This is a genomic window from Nonomuraea roseoviolacea subsp. carminata, assembly GCF_024172185.1.
In the GTDB taxonomy this organism is placed as follows: domain Bacteria; phylum Actinomycetota; class Actinomycetes; order Streptosporangiales; family Streptosporangiaceae; genus Nonomuraea; species Nonomuraea roseoviolacea.
In genome coordinates this window covers 8,279,674-8,295,803 of record NZ_JAMZEC010000001.1, presented here as the reverse complement: position 1 = coordinate 8,295,803, position 16,130 = coordinate 8,279,674, and the positions used below count along the sequence as shown (strand labels likewise).

The 16,130-nt window shown below is 72.8% G+C and carries 15 protein-coding genes; 6 read left to right on the top strand and 9 right to left on the bottom strand.

The window, feature by feature from the left end; all coding sequences use genetic code 11:
- Positions 1 to 6 precede the first annotated feature (6 nt).
- The 4 genes from HD595_RS38535 to HD595_RS38520 form a co-directional block, all read right to left on the bottom strand.
- Positions 7 to 1,572 (bottom strand): serine hydrolase domain-containing protein, encoded by a 1,566-nt coding sequence (locus HD595_RS38535; protein WP_253778012.1) that lies wholly within the window; start codon positions 1,570 to 1,572, stop codon positions 7 to 9.
- 59 nt (positions 1,573 to 1,631) lie between these two features.
- Positions 1,632 to 2,486, bottom strand: coding sequence for a M55 family metallopeptidase (locus HD595_RS38530; RefSeq protein ID WP_253778010.1), 855 nt, complete (start codon positions 2,484 to 2,486; stop codon positions 1,632 to 1,634).
- A gap of 2 nt (positions 2,487 to 2,488) precedes the next feature.
- Entirely contained in the window at positions 2,489 to 3,922 is a 1,434-nt protein-coding gene (locus HD595_RS38525; RefSeq protein ID WP_253778009.1) for an MFS transporter, read from the bottom strand.
- Positions 3,923 to 3,983: 61 nt separating this feature from the next.
- Positions 3,984 to 4,586, bottom strand: coding sequence for a TetR/AcrR family transcriptional regulator (locus HD595_RS38520; protein ID WP_253778008.1), 603 nt, complete (start codon positions 4,584 to 4,586; stop codon positions 3,984 to 3,986).
- Positions 4,587 to 4,656: 70 nt separating this feature from the next.
- On the opposite strand from HD595_RS38520, the gene HD595_RS38515 reads away from it, so the two are divergent.
- From HD595_RS38515 to HD595_RS38505, 3 genes are all read left to right on the top strand, one after another.
- Positions 4,657 to 5,976: a M14 family zinc carboxypeptidase gene (locus tag HD595_RS38515; protein WP_253778007.1), complete on the top strand. Its 1,320-nt coding sequence runs from the start codon at positions 4,657 to 4,659 to the stop codon at positions 5,974 to 5,976.
- A 231-nt stretch (positions 5,977 to 6,207) separates the two neighbouring features.
- Positions 6,208 to 7,026, top strand: a complete 819-nt coding sequence (locus HD595_RS38510) for a S1 family peptidase (RefSeq protein WP_253778005.1) — start codon at positions 6,208 to 6,210, stop codon at positions 7,024 to 7,026.
- A gap of 43 nt (positions 7,027 to 7,069) precedes the next feature.
- Positions 7,070 to 7,630, top strand: coding sequence for an AAA family ATPase (locus tag HD595_RS38505; RefSeq protein ID WP_253778003.1), 561 nt, complete (start codon positions 7,070 to 7,072; stop codon positions 7,628 to 7,630).
- Here the strand turns inward: HD595_RS38505 and HD595_RS38500 are convergent.
- From HD595_RS38500 to HD595_RS38480, 5 genes are all read right to left on the bottom strand, one after another.
- Positions 7,614 to 8,225: a dihydrofolate reductase family protein gene (locus HD595_RS38500; protein WP_253778001.1), complete on the bottom strand. Its 612-nt coding sequence runs from the start codon at positions 8,223 to 8,225 to the stop codon at positions 7,614 to 7,616. The genes HD595_RS38505 and HD595_RS38500 overlap by 17 nt on opposite strands.
- 74 nt (positions 8,226 to 8,299) lie before the next feature.
- Positions 8,300 to 9,142: a helix-turn-helix domain-containing protein gene (locus HD595_RS38495; RefSeq protein WP_253777999.1), complete on the bottom strand. Its 843-nt coding sequence runs from the start codon at positions 9,140 to 9,142 to the stop codon at positions 8,300 to 8,302.
- Positions 9,143 to 9,243: 101 nt separating this feature from the next.
- Positions 9,244 to 10,983, bottom strand: coding sequence for a dihydroxy-acid dehydratase (locus HD595_RS38490; protein WP_253777997.1), 1,740 nt, complete (start codon positions 10,981 to 10,983; stop codon positions 9,244 to 9,246).
- 11 nt (positions 10,984 to 10,994) lie between these two features.
- A complete protein-coding gene (locus HD595_RS38485) occupies positions 10,995 to 11,753 on the bottom strand; it encodes an SDR family NAD(P)-dependent oxidoreductase (protein WP_253777995.1) in 759 nt (252 codons plus the stop codon).
- 47 nt (positions 11,754 to 11,800) lie between these two features.
- Positions 11,801 to 12,556, bottom strand: coding sequence for an IclR family transcriptional regulator (locus HD595_RS38480; RefSeq protein ID WP_253777993.1), 756 nt, complete (start codon positions 12,554 to 12,556; stop codon positions 11,801 to 11,803).
- Positions 12,557 to 12,626: 70 nt separating this feature from the next.
- Between HD595_RS38480 and HD595_RS38475 the strand changes: the two genes are divergently transcribed.
- The 3 genes from HD595_RS38475 (at position 12,627) to HD595_RS38465 (ending at position 16,119) form a co-directional block, all read left to right on the top strand.
- Positions 12,627 to 13,283 carry an RraA family protein gene (locus HD595_RS38475; RefSeq protein WP_253777991.1) on the top strand — a complete coding sequence of 219 codons (657 nt, stop codon included), beginning with the start codon at positions 12,627 to 12,629 and terminating at the stop codon, positions 13,281 to 13,283.
- Complete coding sequence (locus tag HD595_RS38470) at positions 13,280 to 14,818, top strand: alpha-amylase family glycosyl hydrolase (RefSeq protein WP_253777989.1); 1,539 nt, start codon at positions 13,280 to 13,282, stop codon at positions 14,816 to 14,818. Before HD595_RS38475 ends, HD595_RS38470 begins: the two co-directional genes overlap by 4 nt.
- A gap of 74 nt (positions 14,819 to 14,892) precedes the next feature.
- Positions 14,893 to 16,119: an MFS transporter gene (locus HD595_RS38465; protein WP_253777988.1), complete on the top strand. Its 1,227-nt coding sequence runs from the start codon at positions 14,893 to 14,895 to the stop codon at positions 16,117 to 16,119.
- Positions 16,120 to 16,130 lie beyond the last annotated feature (11 nt).

The following is a 16,130-nucleotide window of genomic DNA, read 5'->3' as shown; positions in this document are numbered from 1 at the left end:
ACGGTCCTAGACCAGGCCAGGCGGGATGCCGACGGGCGTGGTGCCCTCGGGCTGGGCGGCGAAGCGCAGGCCGAGCAGGCCGAAGCCGCTGAGCAGCAGGTCGCCGTCCGCGCCGAGGCGCAGGGTGAACGGGCCCGCCCGCCACGTCCCGGCGGGCCCCGGTGTGACGGTGGTCTGGAAGGTCAGGCCGACGCGCAGCACCCCCTCGTCGAGGACGGCGAGCACACCCGTCTCGTCGTTGAGCCAGGCGCCCCGCGGGACGGGCCCCTCCCCCGGAGGGTCGCACCGCTCGTACGCGTGGGGCCACCGGATCGACCCGGTATGGCCCAGCAGCAGCCGGCCGTCCTCCGGCGCGAGCCAGACCTCCGCCGGGCCCGCCTGCCCGCGCCATCGGCCGTCGTCGCCCAGGGCGAGCACCGTGTCGAAGAGGCCGGTCATGGCGAGCCCGCCCTCGGCGGCGGGTTCGAGCGTGAGCGTGGCGTCGGTCTCCGCGTCGTGCCAGTGCCCGAGCAGCGCGGTCCGCGCCGCCTCGCCGCCCGCCCGGCCGGCGGGCGCGGGCCGGTGCGCCGGTTTCTGGCCGGCGAGGGCGCGGGCCAGGCGGAAGCTGAGGCCGACGGGGTCCAGGCCGCTGTGGTTGGTCAGCACGGCCACGCCGAGGCCGGGCTCCGGGAGGTGGATGAGGTTCCCGACGTAGCCGTGCATGCCGCCGGCGTGGCCGTACCCGCTGAGGTCGCCGAGGTCGCCGGCGGCCAGGTGGCAGATGCCGCGGGCGTAGCGCAGGACGGCGCCGTCGGCGAGCACGGTCGGGTCCAGCAGCGCGGCGCGCACGTCGGCGCCCAGCACCCGGCCGTCGGCCAGGAAGCCGAACCAGGGGGCGAGGTCGGCGACGCTGGTCACCAGGCCGCCGTCGCCCACCGCGCTCTCCTGCGTGTCGGCCCGCGCGCCGGCGCCGTCGTAGCCGTAGGCCATCCGCGGCAGCGGGACGGAGGCGTCGTCGCGGAAGACGGTGTCGTCCATGCCGAGCGGGCCGAACAGCCGCTCGCGGGCGAACTCGGCCAGCGACCGGCCGGTGACCCGCCGGACCACGACGGCGGCCAGGACGTAGCCGGTGTTGGAGTAGGAGAAGCGGGTGCCGGGCTCGAAGGCGGTCCGGCGCGCGCCCGCCAGCACCTTCACCAGGCGTTCCTCGTCCATCAGGTGGAACGGGACGCCGGTGAGGGCCTGCAGGCCGTACCACTCCGGCAGGCCGCCGGTGTGCCTCAGGCACTGGTCGATCGTGACGGGCACGCCGAGCCGCAGCTCGGGCACGTGCTCACGGATGTCGTCCGACAGGCTCAGCCTGCCGTCGCGCTCCAGCAGCAGCAGGCACGTGGCGGTGAACTGCTTGCTGATGGAGGCGATGTCGAAGCGGGTGCTGGAGTCGTTGGGGACGCCGAACTCGACCGTGGCCATACCCCTCGCCGCGGTGGGCAGCGCCTTGCCGTCGGCGTAGACCCCGACCGCCAGGCCCGGCCCGCCGGGGCGGAGGCCGGGAAGGTCGTCGAGGGCGCGTTCTACCTGCTCGAAATCCATCGTCAGAGTATCTTTTCGTTAGGGTTCGAAACGGTTGTCCGGAGCGGCAAACCTGCGGGCTACCGGGTTGGCCTGCCGTACAGGGCCATCCTGGCGATCATGGCGTCGGCCGCCAGGTGGTAGCACGTCGTCACGCATCCGAGCACCTCCCTCGGGGTGGCGAAGGTGGCGGCGAGGGTCTTGTCGGCGATCCGGCGCACGCCCGGCACCAGCTCGCCCAGCTCGGCGGCGGGCGTGGTGGGCATGTCGATCTCCAGCTCCAGCACATCGGGCAGCTCGACCGGCCGCAGCTCCCCGGCCGAGCGCACGGTCTCCGCCGCCGCCTCCTTGATCAGCCGCCGCGCCTCGGCCGGCGAGAGGCTGTCGGCCGCGGTGTGCCCGTGAGCGATCTTGACGGCGACGGTGCGCACCCCGGGGAGCACCTTGCCGGCGACGCCGCAGATGACGTCGTCGCCGGTGAGCAGCCCCACCGGCACGCCGACGGCGGCCGCCTGAAGGGCGTTGACCTCGGCCTCCGAGACGATCGCGCCGTTGAGGCGCACCTCGTAGAAGTGCGAGGAGTAGGTGTGGGCGAGCACGCCGGGCGATCCGGCGGCGGCGTGGTAGCCGAGGAACAGGGCCACGTCGTGCTCGGCCGAGATGCCCTCGGCCATGCAGTCGAGCTTGGGCGTGCCGAAGATCAGCCGGGCGCGCGGGTCGAGCTCCTCGTGCAGCAGGTTGTCCATGGCGCCGTGGCTGTCGTTGACCAGGACGCTGCGGGCCCCGGCCGCGAAGGCGCCCTCGATGGCGGCGTTGGCCTCGGCGGTCATCAGGCGTTGCGCCAGCGGATAGCCGTGGCCGCCGCGGGAGACCTGGTCCATGGTGGCGATGCCCGCCACGCCTTCCATGTCGATGGAGATGTAGACGTTCGTCATCGTCACAGGCTTTCACCGGGGCGTACGACGGGCTTCGTAGCCGGGGCAGAAACGGCGTCCCCGGTTTGCGCCTCCCGCACAGCGGCGGGGATCACGAAGGCGGCGGCGACGGCCAGCAGGCCGAGCGCCGCCGAGAGCAGGTAGGTCTCGACGAAGGCGCGTTCGGTGGGCACTCCCGCCACCGCGCCGGAGGCCAGCACCATGCCGCCGAGCTGCGCCCCGAACGTGCCGCCGACGCTCTTGGCGACGAAGGCCACGCCGCTGACCCCGGCGGCGCGGTCGCCGGGCACGTCGGAGGCCACGGCGTTGAGCCCCGCGGTGAGGCCGATCGAGCCGCCCAATCCCATGATCGTCACCCCGGCCACGATCTGCCACGGGGAGGAGTGCCCCAGGGCCAGCAGGCCGGTGCCGGCGCAGACGAGCGTGCTGCCGAGCACCAGCACGGCGCGCCGCCCGAGCAGCCTGCTCATCGGCCCGACCAGCGGCGCGACCAGGGTGCCCGCCACGCCCATGGGGAACATGTAGATCCCGATCCACAGCGTGTCGGCGCCCAGGCCGTAGCCGGTCTCGACGGGCGCGGCCAGCATCATCGGCAGGGCGACGCCGAGGCCGAAGGAGGCGAAGCCGAACAAGGCCCCCATGGCCGTCACCCCGGCCGGAGTGCGGCCGGCCAGCAGCCGCAGGTCCACGAGCGGGTCGGCGACGCGCAGCTCGACGACCGCCCACGGGCCCAGCGTGAGCACGGCGGCGGCGAACAGCGCGAGGGTGGCCGGGGCCGTCCAGCCCCAGGCGGAGGCGGTGGTCAGGCCCAGCATGAGCAGGGCCAGGCCGATGCCGAGCAGCAGCCCGCCGGCCCAGTCGACCCGGCCCGAGGCCGCGCGCGGGGTGGCCGGCACCGTGAACCAGGCCCACACGAACGCCACCGCCACGCCGGCCACGGCGAGCAGGAACAGCCACCGGTAACCGAGGGCCGAGCTGATCGGCCCGGCCAGGATGAGGCCGAGGGCGCTGGCCAGCGCGGCGACGCCGACGACCAGGCCGTTGCCGGTGGCGGCGCGCTCGGGCGTGAGCGTGTCGCGGAACAGCCCCACCGTCAGGGGCAGCACGCCCAGCCAGACGCCCTCGACCGCCATGCCCACGATCAGCACGGTGACGTTCGGCGCCAGACCGGCGATGAGGACCCCGGTCCCGCTGATCGCCATCAGCGCGAGCAGCAGGCGCCGCTTGTCGTACATGTCGGCCAGGCGGCCGACGATCGGGGTGCCGATCGCCGAGGTGATCAGCGAGCCGGTGAAGATCCAGGCGAGCGCGCCGGGTGAGGCCGCCAACTCCCGCTGGACGAGCGGGAGCGCGGGCGAGAGCGTCATCTCCATCGCCTGGAGGACGCCGATGAGCAACACCGGCGCGCCGATGACGCCGAAGCCGGATCTGGACATGGTTCTGCCTTTCGGGGTGGGGTGACATGCGGCCGTGGTCCCCCCGAACCCCGGCCGTGATCTAGGCCGGTCCGAGCACCTTCGGCGTGATCAGCGCCTGGGCGGTCCGCACGAAGTACTCCTCGTCGGCCTCGTAGGCGCCGAGCACGACGCCCTGGCCGAGCCCGGCCAGCAGGGCCCTCAGCGCACGGGCCAGGCGGAGCGCCTGCTCGCCCGTGACGGCGCCGCCGTCGTGCTCGCGGCCGGTCAACAGGGCGGCGAGGTCGACCTCGGTCGACCTCATCGCGGCGGTGAGCCTGCCGCACAGGTCGGGGTCGGTGAGCACGAGGTCGAGCACGCGCGCCTCGAACAGCATCATGCCGGCGGCCCGCGGGTCGGCCGACATGCGCAGGAAACGGCGGGCGATCTCGGCCACGGCCTCCTCCAGCCGCGTGCCGGTCTCGGCCCCGCTCAGGTCGAGCGGACCGGCATAGTCCTCGACCATGGCGGCCATCAGCCCGTTCTTGCCGCCGAACAGCGAGTAGACCGCGCCCGTGGTCAGGCCGGCCAGCTCGGTGATGTCCTCCAGCTTCGCCTTGGAGCCGTCGCGGCCGACGATCTCGCGCGCGGCCTCGATCAGCGCGCGCCTGTTCGCGGCCTTGCTTTCCGCTCTGGTCAGCCGCATGACATCTCCTGCATGCCGTAAAGATAATCTGATTTACTAGAATAATCCAGATTATCAGGAGGCCCGAAAAGTGGACGTCACCTCCCACATGAGCCGCGTGCCCGACTTCACCGCGTTCCCGACGGTGGACCAGATGCACGCCGAGCTCGACGACCTCGCCGCCGCCCACCCCGACCTGGTGACCCTGCGCCGCATCGGCACGTCCCGCCTGGGCGAGCCGCTGCGCGTGGCCACCATCGGCACCGGCCCCCACGACGCCGTGATCATCGGCGGACCCCACCCCAACGAGCCCATCGGCGCGCTCACCGTCAGCACGCTGCTGCGCCGGCTCGTGGAGGACGCCGCGCTGCGGGAGGACTTCGGCTTCCGCTGGCACCTCCTCCCGTGCGCCGACCCCGACGGCGCCCGGCTCAACGAGGGCTGGTACGCCCGCCCGAGCGACCGCCGCGCCTACGCCGAGCACTTCTACCGCCCGGCGGAGAGCGACCAGGTCGAATGGACCTTCCCGCTGACCGGCGAGGACTACTTCTTCGACCGCACGCTGCCGGAGACCGAGGCGCTGATGCGGCTGATGGACGAGGTCAGGCCCGCCTTCGTCTACTCCCTGCACAACGGCGAGCTCCAGGGCGCGTTCTACTACCTCAGCCAGGACGACCCCGTGCTCGCCGCCCGCCTGACCGCCATCGCCACCGCCGAGGGGCTGCCCCTGCACATGGGCCCGCCGGAGGTGCCGAGCGCCGTCCAGATCGGCCCGGCGGCCTACCTGACCCCGCGGGGCTCCCAGATCGCCGCGATGTACGGCATCGGCGGCGGCAGCGTCGACTACGCCGACCGCTTCGGCGCCCTGCACCTGGTCACCGAGCTGCCCTACTGGGCCGACCCCCGCGTCGCCGACCAGACACCCACCGATCAGGAGTACGGCGAGGCGATCCGCGGCTCCCTGGACGGGCAGCGCGCCCTGATCGCCGAGCTGGCCGCTTCCCTCGCCCGCGTCAAGGGCGACCTGACGGTGCGGTCGCCCTTCCGCCGGGCGCTGGAGGACTTCGTCGGCACCCACGACGAGTTCATCGCCGACTGGGAGAGCCTCCCCGGCACCGACCGCCCGGCCACGGTGGCCGAGGTGGTCGGCAGCCGGCAGCTCGTGCACCTCATGCGGCTGAGGTACTGCGGTACGTACCTGCGCATGCTGGACGCCGAGCTGGCCGCGGGCAACCTGACGCCCGCGGTCCGGGCCGAGCGCGCCCGGCTCGGGGCGCGCTTCGACGAGTGGTTCGAGGAGGCCGAGGCCGAGGCGATGGGCACGCCGATCCCGCTGCGCTCGCTGGTCGCCGTGCAACTGGGCGCGGCGCTGCTCGCCGCGGACTCCGTCAGGCAGGCGCGCCTTTCCTGACCGCCCCGCCCCGGCCCCACCCGGCCGGGGCGGCCACGCCGTGCCTGATGCTCCTGGTGGTCAGTGCCCGCTCTGCCGCGACGTCGCCGCCGGATCGCCCGCCGTTGGACGCGCGCGCCCGGGTCGGGTGGGGTTGTCCCTACCGCGTGATGGCCTGCTGACATGATCGCCCCGACCCAGCCGGACGCATAGCTTCTTCACATCCAAAACAACCGATGAAGGGCTTCACACGTGTCTGGCACCACCACGTTCCGCCGTATCGCCTCCCGCTCCGCCGTCGTCGCGCTGGCCGGAGCGGCCTGCCTCGCGATCACCGCGGGGAGCGCCGGAGCGATCATCAACGGTTCCGAGCCCACCGAGTCCTACCCCTTCATGGTGAGCATCCCTACCACGGCCCCTCTCGCGGGCCTCACGGACGGCAACTGCGGCGCGGCGCTGATCCACCCGCAGTGGGTGGTGACCGCGGCGCACTGCCTCGACATGGAGATCGGCTCGATCCCGAAGGGCACGGTGCGCGTCGGCAGCGACCGGCGGAAGTCCGGCGGGACCGTCCGCAAGATCGCGCAGGCGTTCCTGCACCCCGGCTACGCCCAGAACGCGCCGAACAAGAACGACATCGCGCTGATCCGCCTGGACCGCCCGGTCGGCGTCAAGCCCATCGAGATCGCCGGCCAGGCGGGCAAGCCCGGCACGCCGACCCGGATCCTCGGCTTCGGCATCACCAGGGCCGGCACCGACCCGGCCGACTGGAAGATGGCCGCGAGGCTGCGCCAGCTCGACACCCGCCGCGGCGCCGCCTCCGAGTGCGGCCCGGGCTTCGCCGGCGAAACCCGCCTGTGCACGATCAGCCGCAAGCCCAAGGCCATGGCCTGCAACGGCGACTCCGGCGGCCCCCAGATCCAGCGCGGCCGCGGCGGCCGGTGGGAACTCATCGGCGTCACCTCCGGCCCCGGCGCCAAGAGCCCCTCCTGCGAGCAGGGTCCCGGCCTCTACACCAACGTGCCCGCGTACAGCGACTGGATCAACAAGATCATCCGCGCGAACGGCTGAGCCGCGGCCCGGCAGACCGGGGGCGGCGCTAGCCTTGGCTCCCATGATCGTATGGCTCAACGGCACCCACGGCGCGGGCAAGACGACCACCGGCGCGCTCGTGCAGCCGCTGATCCCCGGCTCCCGGGTGTTCGACGCCGAGAAGGTCGGCGAGACACTCATGGACATCACGCCCGGGCTGCCCTCGCTGGGCAACTTCCAGCACTGGCCGCCGTGGCGGGCGCTCGTCGTCGAGACCGCCCGCCACGTCCTCGACTACACCGGCGGCACTCTGGTGATCCCCATGACCGTCCTGGTCGAGCAGTACTGGCGCGAGATCAGCGCGGGCCTCGCCCGGCACGCCATTCCGGTGCGGCACTTCGTCCTCCACGCCGACCAGAACACCCTCCGCGGGCGCATCGAAGGGGACACCGCTCTCGGCCCCGTCCCCTCCCCCTTCCGGCTCCAGTACCTTGAGCCCTACGCCGAGGCGGCCCGCACGTGGCTGCACGCCGAGGCCGAGGTCGTCGACACCACGCACCTCACACCCTCTCAGGCCGCCCTGCGGATCGCGGCGGCCGTCACGGGCCGAGACGCGCCCTCCCGGGTCAGCGGCGCACCTTGAACGCCAGATGGAGCACCCCTTCGCCCTGGATCACCACGTGGGGGTCCTCCAGCAGATGCTGCCCGTCGATGCCGCCGAAGTAGCGCTTGCCCGAGCCGAACACCACCGGCACCACATCCATCGCCACCTCGTCCACGAGGCCGGCCGCGAGGATCTGGCCGCCCACCTCGCCGGCGCTCACGGCGACGGCCCGGTCCCCGGCGAGTTCCCTGGCCTTGCCGATCGCAGCCGTCACGTCGTCGACGAAGTGGTACGACGCCTCGGGGTGCCAGCCCTCCGGCTTGGGCCGATGTGACACCACGACCACGTGGTCACCCGTGGGCGGCCGCCCCTCCCAGCCGTTCACCAGGTCGAACAGGCGGCGGCCCATCACGATCGTGCCGATCGACTCCCACACCGACCGGACGTAGGGCGCCGACGCGCGGGAGACCATGAGACGGCTCCCGGTCCCCGAATGGTCGTACTCCTGGTCGCCGCCCTCGGTGATCGGGGTGTCGCCGTTGAAGTACCAGTCGTGCAGTGGCCCGACGGCGTCGTTCTCGTCGGCGATGAAACCGTCCACCGACACCACGTTGTGCATGATCACTGCGCCCATGGGCTCTCCCGAAGTCTCCTCGCGTGTACGGCTCCGATCGTGCCGACACCGGCCGCGAGGGGGCTTGTAAAAAATCAATCGGCGGGCATCGGACCGTTGTCCGGCGGGAAGCCCTCCTCGGCGGGGAACCGGCGGCGCAGCTCCAGGTACTCCGTCGGGGTATGACCGGTGAAGTCCTTGAACTCCTTGCCGAAGTGGGCCTGGTCGAAGTAGCCCGCCGTCTGGGCGAACCGCGACCAGTCGACCGGCCGCGAGGCGTCCACGGACACGATCAGCCGGGCGAAACGGTAGATCCGCGCCACCAGCTTCGGGGTGACCCCGACATGAGCCTTGAACTGCGCGGCCAGGTGGTTGCCGCTCACCCCGGCGGCGTCGGCCAGCGCGCCGACCGGGACCACGCCGTGGGAGGTCTCCAGGCGCAGGCCCGTGTGCCGGACGAGGTCGAGTCCACGCCACGGCGCCTCGACGAGTCGTGATCGCAGTTCGTCCTCCAGCACCCGCAGGGTCTCGGCGGCCGAGGCGAGGTCGCCGACCCGGTCGCGGATCCGGCCCAGGGACCGCTGCCAGACGGCGTCGACCGGCACCCACCGGTTGCGCAGCTCGGTCGCCGGCAGGTCGGCGAACGGCGAGATCCCCCACGGCTTGAAGTGCACCCCGACGAGCCGCACCGGGGTGGGGTACTCGAAGAGGAAACGCCTGGTCCACACCCCCATGAACCACCCGTCGGTGAACACGGCCGGCGGCACCGAAGGGTCGGAGTCCCACAGGCGGACGGGCCCGCCCAGGTTGACGAACAGGTGGGCCGACGGCATCGGCGGGACGTTCATCCGGCGGTGACGCGGCACTCCGGTCAGGCAGTAGATGTCGTCGATGAACCGGTCGAGCGGGGGCGCGGGCACTCGGACGACGTACTCCATGGACTCAGTCTGGCCGACGAGAGCCGGGTCCGGGCGTCGCGTCGGGAGCCTGACGGCGACGCGGCCGACTCCTCTGCCCTGTCACACGGTCCGAGCGCGGATCACCAGCCGCCGTGCCATCCGCTCAGCAGGCCGGACGGCAGCGGGGTGGTGCCGGCGTCGGTCTCCGGCTCGTGGAAGGCGAAGTCGCAGCCCTGATCGGCCTGGAGCACGTGACTGGTGTACAGGCGCGTCCATCCGGACGGGTTCGGGGCGGTCCGGGCCGGGGACTCGGCGAGCCTGCGCCTGACCTCGTCGTCCGGCACGCACAGGTGCAGGCGCCGGCCGGGAACGTCGAGCTCGATGAGGTCGCCGTCGCGGACGGCCGCCAGCGGGCCGCCGACGGCGGACTCGGGTGCGACGTGGAGGACGACGGTCCCGTACGCCGTTCCGCTCATGCGGGCGTCGGAGACGCGCACCATGTCGGTGACGCCTTCGCGCAGCAGTTTGGCGGGGATCGGGAGCTGTCCCCATTCCGGCATGCCCGGTCCGCCGACGGGACCGGCGTTGCGCAGGACGAGCACGGACTCGGCGGTCACCGGCAGCGCGGGGTCGTCGATCCGTCCGGCCAGGTCGGCCACGCCGTCGAACACGAGCGCCGGTCCGCGATGGCGGAGCAACCGGCGGGAGGCGGCCGACGCCTTGATGACCGCGCCGTCGGGCGCCAGGTTGCCGCGCAGCACCGCCAGGCCGCCGGGGTCGCCGTACGGTTCGTCGAGCGTGCCGATCACCCGGCGGTCGGGTGTGACGGGCACGGAGAGCCACTCGTCCAGGGTGCGGCCGTCCACGGTGAGAGCGTCGGTGTCCAGCAGCGGCCTCAGCTCGCGGAGCAGGGCCGGCACGCCGCCCGCGCGGAAGAAGTCCTCGAACAGGTGCTCACCCGCGGGCCGGACGTTGACGAGCAGCGGCGTACGCGCCGCGGCGGCGTCGAGGTCGTCGAGCGAGAAGGGCACCCCGCTGCGCCTGGCCAGCGCGAGCAGGTGGACGATCGCGTTGGTCGATCCGCCGATCGCGGCCAGCACGGTGGCCGCGTTGAGCAGCGAGGCGCGGGTGATGACCTGGCGGGGGCGCGGCCCGGAACCCGCCAGGGTCACCGCACGGGCCCCCGCGCTCTCCGCGGCGGCGTATCGCCGTGCGTCCCCGGCGGGGATGGCCGCCGAGCCGGGCAGCGCGACGCCGAGGGCCTCCGCGAGTACGGCCATGGTCGAGGCGGTGCCCATCTCGGTGCAGTGGCCGACTCCGGGCATCGCCGCCTGCTCCAGCTCGGCGAACTCCGTCTCGCTCATCTGCCCGGCGCGCAGCCGGTCGGTGTAGCGCCACAGATCGGTGCCGACGCCGAGGCGCCGTCCCTGGAAGACCGCGGGCTCGGCGGGACCGCCGGGCACCATCACGGCCGGCACGTTGGCCGAGGCGGCGCCCATGAGCTGCGCCGGTATGGTCTTGTCGCAGCCGCCCAGGAGCACGACCGCGTCGAAGGGATAGGAGCGCAGGCTCTCCTCGACGTCGATGGCCATCAGGTTGCGGTACAGCATCGCGGTGGGTTTCATGAGGTTCTCGCCCAGGGCGATCGTGGGGAACTCCAGCGGCAGGCCGCCTGCCTGGAGCACCCCCCGCCGGACGGCGTCGGCCAGGCCGCGGAAGTGCGCGTTGCAGCTGACCAGCTCCGACCAGGAATTCGCGATGCCGACGATCGGCCTGCCGGACATCGCGGCCCGGGACAGGCCCATGGCGCGCAGGGAAGCGCGGTGCAGGAATCCCGGCAGGTCATCGCTCGCGAACCACGCGGCGCTGCGCAACGACATCTGATCATCTCCTAGTAGATCTGGGCCAGCAGGCCGCCGTCGACGACGAGATCCGTGCCGGTGATGTAGGCGGCGTCGTCGGAGGCCAGGAAGAGCGCCGCGGCGGCCACGTCGTCGGGTGCGGCGAAGCGGCGCAGCGGGTAGCGCTCGACGAGCCGTTCCCGCGCGGCGTGGGGATCGGGCTGGAAGGCGAAGAAGTCGTCGAGCAGCTCGGTCTCGACGTCGCCGGGGCAGATCGTGTTGACGCGGACGCCCTCGGGCCCGTGGGCGGCCGCCAGCGCCCGGGCCATGGAGCGCAGGCCGCCCTTCATGGCGCCGTAGGCGGGCATGTCCGGGTCGCCCACGATGCCCAGCAGGGACGCGGTGATGACGATCGAGCCTCCGCCCCTGTGCCGCAGCGCCGGCAGGACGGCCTGGACGCCGAGGTAGACGCCGCGGAGGTTGACCGCGTGCAGGCGGTCCCACTGCTCGGGGGCGGTGTCGTCGATCCGGCCCATGAACTGGACCGCGGCGTTGGCCACGAAGACGTCGACCCCGCCGAAGCGGCGGACGGTCTGCTCCACGATCCGCGCGTTGTCGTCGGGCGAGGCCACGTCGGCGGCGATGCCGTGAGCGTGGGGGCCGATCCGCCCGGCCAGTTCCGCCACCGCTTCGGCGCGCAGGTCCACGCAGGTCACGAAGGCGCCTTCGGCGGCGAACCGGGCCGCGGTCGCCGCTCCGATGCCCCCGGCCGCCCCGGTGACGATCGCTACTTTTCCTGCCAGTCGCACGTGCTCTCCTCGCTCATCCATCGACATGACCTGCTGGTCGCGATGACTCACTCGTCCGCGCCGCTGGTCTGAATCCGCGCCGACAACCGCGCGCAGGCGTCGTACACCGCCTCGCCCACCTCCGGCCACGTCGCCCTGGGGAACCGCACCGCGACCGCCGACACCGAGATCGCCCCGATCGGCCGGCCGGCGCGGCCGATCACCGCGGCGGCCAGGCAGATGCCGCCGACCTCGGACTCCTCCTCGTCCAGGGCGTAACCACAGCCGCGCGCGGACTCGACGTCGGGGCGGAGCTCGGCCAGCGTGGTGCGGGTGGCGGGGGTGTGGCGCGCGTACGGCTCGCGCCCCAGCAGCGCACCCCATTCGGCATGCGGCAGCCCGGCCAGGATGGCCTTGCCGATCGCGGTCGCGTGCGGCGGCACCCTGTCGCCCAGGGTGGTGGTCAGCCGGATCGCGTGGACGCCGTCCACGGTGTCCGCCCAGACGATGCGCCCGCGCCGCAGCACCGCGAGGTTGATCGTCTCGCCGGTGAGCGCCGACAGCTCGGCCATGACCGGCGCCGCCAGGGAGGTCAGCGAGCCGGCTTCCGAGCGTGCCGTCAGATCGGTCAGAGCCGGGCCGAGCCGGTACTCGTGCGTCTCGGGCACATGCCGGACGTAACCCCGTGCCTGCAGGACGGCGAGCAGCCGGTGCACGGTCGCGCGCGAGGCCCCGAGGCGTCCGGCGAGCCCGGCCAGCGTGGTCTCCTGGCCCTCGGCCAGCAGTTCCATGGCGTCGAGGGCGCGCTCCAATGAGGTGGACATCTCACACCTGTCTCATATATTGCAACAAGGGTGTTTGCACATATGAGATTAAAGCAGGCAAACTCCCGGCATGACACAGCCCTCCCTCCGCCGGATGTTCTCGGGCGTCTCCAGCGCGCTCGCGGCCGACGCCCTCGACCACCTCGACCTGAGGAACCAGTGCCTGGACCCGGACGTCATGCCCCTCGCCCCTTCCCACACGCTGCTCGGCCCGGCCTTCTGCCTGCGCGCGGAGCCGGCCCGCGACACCCGGCCCGCCATGCCGTACCAAGGACTGCTGCGCGCGATGGAGCACGTGCGAGGGGACGAGATCGTCGTGTTCGCCACCGGCAGGTCCGACGCGGCAGGCGTGTGGGGAGAGCTCATCACCGCCGCCTGCCAGGCGCGCCGGGTCGCCGGAGCCCTGACCGACGGGCTGATCCGGGACGCGGCACAACTGGCCCGAGGGCCCTTCCCGATCTTCAGCCGGGGGACGGTGCCCTACGACAGCAAGGGCCGGCTCGACGTGGTCGCGCACGGCGACCCCGTCACGCTGGGCAGCGTGACGATCCGGCCGGGCGACGTGCTGATCGGCGATCTGGACGGGGTCACGGTCGTCCCGGCCGAGGTCGCGGGCCGGGTCGCCGAACTGGTCGCGGGCAAGCGCGCGGCCGAGGACGCCTTCCGCGCGGCCGCCGCCGAGAGCGGCTCGCTCACCGACGCCTTCCAGCGGTACGGCGTCCTGTGACGACCGCGACCTGGTGGAGACACGGCGCGATCTACCACATCTACCCCCGCTCCTTCGCCGACAGCGACGGCGACGGCGTGGGCGACCTGCCCGGCATCACCGCGCACCTGGACCACCTGTCCCGGCTCGGGGTCGAGGCGGTCTGGCTCTCGCCGTTCTACCGCTCGCCGCAGCGCGACTTCGGCTACGACATCACCGACCACACCGACGTGGATCCGCTGTTCGGCACCCTCGCCGACTTCGACCGGCTGCTGGCCGAAGCACACCGCCGAGGGCTGCGCGTGATCCTCGACTTCGTGCCCAACCACACCTCCGTCGACCACCCGTGGTTCGCCGCATCCCGTACGTCCGCGGACGACCCCAAGCGCGACTGGTACATCTGGCGCGATCCGGTCGACGGCGGCCCGCCCAACAACTGGCGGGCGGTCACCGGCGGGCCCGCCTGGACCTTCGAGCCGCGGACCGGGCAGTACTACCTGCACTCGTTCCTGCCCGAGCAGCCCGACCTGAACTGGCGCCACCCCGAGGTGCGGCGGGCCATGCACCGGGTGATGAGGTTCTGGCTGGAGCGGGGCGTGGACGGCTTCCGCATCGACATGGTCGATTACCTGCTGAAGGACGAGCACTTCCGGGACGAGCCGCTCGACGGGCACGGCCGTTACGAGCCCGCGCTTGCCCGCTACCAGCTCAACCAGCCTGACACCCTGGAGCTGCTCAAGGAACTGCGCGCCATCACGGAGGACTTTCCCGGGCGGGTGCTCATCGGCGAGGTGGAGTACCGGCTCCCCCTCCCCCGGCTGGCCGGCTACTACGGCCAGGACGACATGCTGCACCTGCCGATCAACTTCTGGCTGCTGTTCACTCCCTGGCGAGCGCACGACCTCCAGACCTTCATCACCGCCTACGACCGCGCGCTGCCCGCGCACGCCTGGCCCAACTGGGTGCTGGGCAGCCACGACATCTCCCGCATGGCCACCCGGCTCGGCCCCGACCAGGTACGCGTCGCGCTGATGCTCCTGCTCACCCTGCGCGGCACGCCGGTGCTCTACTACGGCGACGAACTCGGCATGACCGACGTGCCGATCCCGCCCGGCCAGGCCCGCGACCCGTGGGAAGGCCGAGATCCGGCCCGCACCCCGATGCCCTGGACCTCCGCTCCCAACGCCGGGTTCAGCCCGCCCGGGGCGCGGCCGTGGCTGCCCCTGGGCGACCCGTCCGTCAACGTCGCCGCCCAGGAGGCCGACCCCGGCTCGCCGCTCCACCTCACCCGCGCCCTGCTCGGACTCCGGCGCGGTCACCCCGCGCTGAGGGACGGGTCGTACCAGCCCGCGCCGGCTCCCGACGGCGTGCTCGCCTACCGGCGCCGGCATCCCGACGAGGACCTGCTGATCACGCTCAACCTCACCGGCTCGTCCCAGGAGCTCGCGATCCCGGGAACACCGCTGCTGTCCACCCACCCGGGGACATCCACGGGGCTCCGCCCGCACGAGGGGCGCGTCACCGCGCTCAGGGGCGCGGGGTCGTCGTCGGCGTAAGTAGGCCCGGCACGTCCGCGAACGCGCGAAAACGCGTTGCCGCGGACGCTCCGAAAACGTATGGTTTTGCGCTCGTGATCGCAGTGGTGGAGCGGGTCCTGCCGGCCCGGCTCGGGACGGGATTCCGGTGGTTGCTGGCCTCGAGCTGGCTGACGAACTTCGGTGACGGCATCGCGGCCGCGGCGGGCCCGCTGCTGATCGCGACGTTGACCCGCGACCCGTTGATGATCTCGCTGGCGGCCCTGGTGGGGTGGGCGCCTCCGCTGCTGTTCAGCCTGTACGCGGGCGTGCTGTCGGACCGGCACGACCGGCGCAGGATCGTGCTCGTCGCGAACGCGGCCCGGGCCCTGGTGCTGGCGGCGCTCGTCGTGCTCATGGTGACCGGCACCGTGACGGTGGCGACGGCGCTGGCGGCGCTGACGCTCCGGTCCATCGCCGAGGTCTTCGCCGACAACGCGACGGCCACGCTGACCCCCATGATGGTCGGCAAGGAGGATCTCACCGTCGCCAACGCCCGCCTGGGCACGGGGTTCATCACGCTCAACCAGCTCGCCGGGCCGCCGATCGGCGCGGCGCTGTTCGGCCTGGGCCTGACGTGGCCGTTCGCGAGCCAGCTGCTCCTGGTGGCGGCGGGGATGGTGCTGGTCTCCCGGATCACCCTGCCGCCGCACGGCCGGCAGGCCGGCGAGGTCGCGCCCGGCACCGTACGCGAGCTGATCGCCGGGTTCAGCTGGACCCTCCGGCACGCGGCGGTCCGCACGCTCGCGCTCACCATCCTGATCTTCAACTTCACGTTCGGCGCGGCCTGGTCGGTCCTCGTCCTCTACACCCAGGAGCAGCTCGGGCTCGGCGCGGTGGGCTTCGGTCTGATGACCACCATCGGCGGGGTCGGCGGGCTGATCGGCACCGGCCTGTACGGGGCCATCACCCGCAGGGTGAGCCTCGGCGCCCTGATGCGGATCGGGCTCATCATCGAGACGTTCACCCATCTGGGCCTGGCCCTGACCCACTCGCCGTGGGTCGCCGGGGGCATCTTCCTGGTCTTCGGCGCGCACGCCTTCATCTGGGGCACGACCTCGGTCACCGTCCGCCAGCGCGCGGTCCCGCGCGAGCTCCAGGGCCGGGTGGGCAGCGTCAACACCGTCTGCGTCTACGCCGGTCTGGTGGTCGGCTCGTTGATCGGCGGCGTCCTGGCCACCCGCCTCGGCGTCGCGGCGCCCTTCTGGTTCGCCTTCGCCGGTTCCGCGGTGTTCGTCGTCCTGCTGTGGCGGCAACTCATGCACATCGCCCACGACGACTGAGCGCCCCGGCC

Coding starts and splice junctions, on each gene's coding strand:
- HD595_RS38535 (WP_253778012.1), bottom strand. CDS start 1,572: ATGGATTTCGAGCAGGTAGAACGCGCCCTCGACGACCTTCCCGGCCTC.
- HD595_RS38530 (WP_253778010.1), bottom strand. CDS start 2,486: ATGACGAACGTCTACATCTCCATCGACATGGAAGGCGTGGCGGGCATC.
- HD595_RS38525 (WP_253778009.1), bottom strand. CDS start 3,922: ATGTCCAGATCCGGCTTCGGCGTCATCGGCGCGCCGGTGTTGCTCATC.
- HD595_RS38520 (WP_253778008.1), bottom strand. CDS start 4,586: ATGCGGCTGACCAGAGCGGAAAGCAAGGCCGCGAACAGGCGCGCGCTG.
- HD595_RS38505 (WP_253778003.1), top strand. CDS start 7,070: ATGATCGTATGGCTCAACGGCACCCACGGCGCGGGCAAGACGACCACC.
- HD595_RS38500 (WP_253778001.1), bottom strand. CDS start 8,225: ATGGGCGCAGTGATCATGCACAACGTGGTGTCGGTGGACGGTTTCATC.
- HD595_RS38495 (WP_253777999.1), bottom strand. CDS start 9,142: ATGGAGTACGTCGTCCGAGTGCCCGCGCCCCCGCTCGACCGGTTCATC.
- HD595_RS38490 (WP_253777997.1), bottom strand. CDS start 10,983: ATGTCGTTGCGCAGCGCCGCGTGGTTCGCGAGCGATGACCTGCCGGGA.
- HD595_RS38480 (WP_253777993.1), bottom strand. CDS start 12,556: ATGTCCACCTCATTGGAGCGCGCCCTCGACGCCATGGAACTGCTGGCC.
- HD595_RS38475 (WP_253777991.1), top strand. CDS start 12,627: ATGACACAGCCCTCCCTCCGCCGGATGTTCTCGGGCGTCTCCAGCGCG.